This is a genomic window from Streptomyces alkaliphilus (genome assembly GCF_014141535.1).
Taxonomy (GTDB): Bacteria; Actinomycetota; Actinomycetes; order Streptomycetales; family Streptomycetaceae; genus Streptomyces; species Streptomyces alkaliphilus.
Genome location: NZ_VKHT01000840.1, coordinates 1 through 2,226 on the forward strand (window position 1 = coordinate 1; position 2,226 = coordinate 2,226).

At 68.8% G+C, this 2,226-nt stretch carries 1 protein-coding gene; it reads left to right on the top strand.

Going from position 1 to position 2,226, the window contains the following annotated elements:
* The first annotated feature begins 214 nt into the window (after positions 1-214).
* Complete coding sequence (arc, locus tag FNQ90_RS20345; protein ID WP_143617224.1) at positions 215-1,981, top strand: proteasome ATPase; 1,767 nt, start codon at positions 215-217, stop codon at positions 1,979-1,981.
* Positions 1,982-2,226: the final 245 nt, after the last annotated feature.

Below are 2,226 nucleotides of genomic sequence, written 5' to 3' on the forward strand. Positions count from 1 at the left end.
GGGGGGAACACCCCGCACGTCCGGGGCCCGGGGCGCGGGCCCCGGACGGCGCCCGGGGTGGACGGGGCCCGTCCCGGGTATCCACTGGCGTGAGGGAGCGCGCACGGGTGAAGATCGGACACACCCCGATCGTCTCGACGATCAGGGGTTTCGATCGCCACCGGTCCAGGTAGGGTCTGGAAGCGTCCAGCTCCCCTTGGAGGAGGTGAGGACCGTGGCATCCCATGACGACGACACCAACCGCGGTATCCGGCCCGGTCGCGGATCGGAGGACCCGATCCCGCAGGCCGCCGACCTGGAGCAGGAGATCACAGTCCTGCGCCGCAAGCTGGCGGATTCCCCGAGACACAGCCGGGTGCTCGAGGAACGCATCGTCGAGCTGCAGACGAGTCTGGCCGGGGTCACCGCCCAGAACGAACGACTGGCGGCCACCCTCCGGGAGGCCCGTGACCAGATCGTCGCCCTCAAGGAGGAGGTCGACCGTCTGGCGCAGCCCCCCGCCGGCTTCGGGGTCTTCCTGACCGCGAACGAGGACGGCACCGCCGACATCTTCACCGGGGGGCGCAAGCTCCGGGTGAACGTCAGCCCGTCCATCGAGGTGGAGGAGCTGCGCCGGGGCCAGGAGGTGATGCTCAACGAGGCGCTCAACGTGGTCGAGGCCATGGAGTTCGAGCGCGCCGGTGAGATCGTCACCCTCAAGGAGGTCCTGGAGGACGGCGAGCGAGCCCTGGTGGTCGGGCACACCGACGAGGAGAAGGTGGTGCGGCTCGCCGAGCCGCTGATCTCCGCCACCATCCGGGCCGGTGACGCCCTGCTGCTCGAGCCCCGTTCCGGCTACGTCTTCGAGGTCATCCCGAAGGCCGAGGTCGAGGAGCTGGTGCTCGAGGAGGTCCCGGACATCGACTACACCCGGATCGGCGGCCTGGGAGGGCAGATCGAGCTGATCCGCGACGCGGTCGAGCTGCCCTACCTCCACCCCGACCTCTTCCGCGAGCACGAGCTGCGCCCGCCCAAGGGCGTCCTGCTCTACGGTCCGCCCGGCTGCGGGAAGACGCTCATCGCCAAGGCGGTCGCCAACTCCCTGGCCAAGAAGGTCGCGGAGGTCACCGGCAAGCCCGCCGGCAAGAGCTTCTTCCTCAACATCAAGGGCCCCGAACTGCTCAACAAGTACGTCGGCGAGACCGAGCGGCACATCCGACTGGTCTTCCAGCGTGCCCGGGAGAAGGCGAGCGAGGGCACGCCCGTCATCGTCTTCTTCGACGAGATGGACTCCCTCTTCCGCACCCGCGGTTCCGGGGTCAGCTCGGACGTGGAGAACACCATCGTCCCGCAGCTGCTCTCCGAGATCGACGGCGTGGAGGGGCTGGAGAACGTCATCGTCATCGGCGCCTCCAACCGGGAGGACATGATCGACCCGGCGATCCTGCGCCCGGGACGACTCGATGTGAAGATCAAGATCGAGCGCCCGGACGCCGAGGCCGCCCGGGACATCTTCTCGAAGTACCTCACACCGCGACTGCCGATCCACGCGGACGACCTGGACGAGCACCGCGGCAGCCGCGAGGCGGCGATCGACGCCATGATCCAGACCGTGGTCGAGAAGATGTACGCCGAGTCCGAGGAGAACCGCTTCCTGGAGGTCACCTACGCCAACGGTGACAAGGAGGTCCTGTACTTCAAGGACTTCAACTCGGGAGCCATGATCCAGAACATCGTGGACCGGGCGAAGAAGATGGCGATCAAGGACTTCCTCGACCACAACCGCAAGGGGCTGCGCGTCTCCCACCTGCTCGCCGCCTGCGTGGACGAGTTCAAGGAGAACGAGGACCTGCCCAACACCACCAACCCCGACGACTGGGCCCGCATCTCCGGGAAGAAGGGCGAGCGCATCGTCTTCATCCGGACGCTGGTCACCGGGAAGCAGGGAGCGGACACCGGTCGGTCCATCGACACGGTGGCCAACACCGGTCAGTACCTCTGACCACCCCGCGGGTCGTCCCCAACGGCCGGGCGCGGCGGGACCGGGTCACCCGGTCCCGCCGCGGCGGGTCGGCACGGTTCCCCCTGTGGGCGCGGCGGCGCGTCGACCGCCCGGGACGTCATCCGGCTGCGGGTTCGCCGGGGCGGACCCGCAGCCGGACGTTTTCCCCGATCGATCACAGGAAACCCGCAGTGAGATCCACACCGCGCTCCGTGGCCGTTAGGCTGGGGCGGGTGGGGGAAGGC